This is a genomic window from Arthrobacter mobilis (assembly GCF_012395835.1).
Lineage (GTDB): Bacteria > Actinomycetota > Actinomycetes > Actinomycetales > Micrococcaceae > Crystallibacter > Crystallibacter mobilis.
The window spans coordinates 1-531 of sequence record NZ_JAAZSQ010000106.1 but is presented as its reverse complement, the minus strand read 5'-3'; the positions used below and the strand labels follow the sequence as shown (position 1 = coordinate 531).

1 pseudogene is annotated in these 531 nt (G+C 71.0%); it reads left to right on the top strand.

Features of this window, described 5'->3' with window-relative positions:
* Positions 1–531: pseudogene (locus HGG74_RS21090) on the top strand (TM0106 family RecB-like putative nuclease); the annotation flags it as partial.

Here is a 531-nt window from a genome sequence, read left to right as displayed (position 1 = left end):
CGACGTCGTCTTCCAGGCCGCCTTCTTCGACGGGCAGTTCCACGGCCGTTCCGACTTCCTGGTCCGGCAGGGAGACGGCGCCTACGCGGTGTTCGACACCAAGCTGGCCCGCCACGCCAAGGTGACCGCCCTGCTGCAGCTGGCCGCCTACGGTGACCAGCTGCTCAAGGCCGGCATCGACGTCGCCCCGGCCGTGACCCTGGTCCTTGGCGCCACGGTCCCCCTGCCCGGCGGCGGCTTCGACTACGTTCGCAGCCACCACAAACTTGCGGACATCCTCCCCGTCTTCCGGGAACGGCGCGAACGGTTCCTTACCCTGACCGGGGCGCACGCGGCCCGGCCCGGGACCGTCGCCTGGGGCGCGGAGGGGATCAGCGCCTGCGGACGCTGCGACTACTGCCGGGAGCAGGTGGCCGCCACGGACGACCTGCTGCTCGTGGCGCGGATGAACGCGGTGCAGCGGAAAAACCTGCACGCACTGGGTATTTCCACGGTGGCGCAGCTCGCGGAGGCCAACCTGACCGGCGCCTC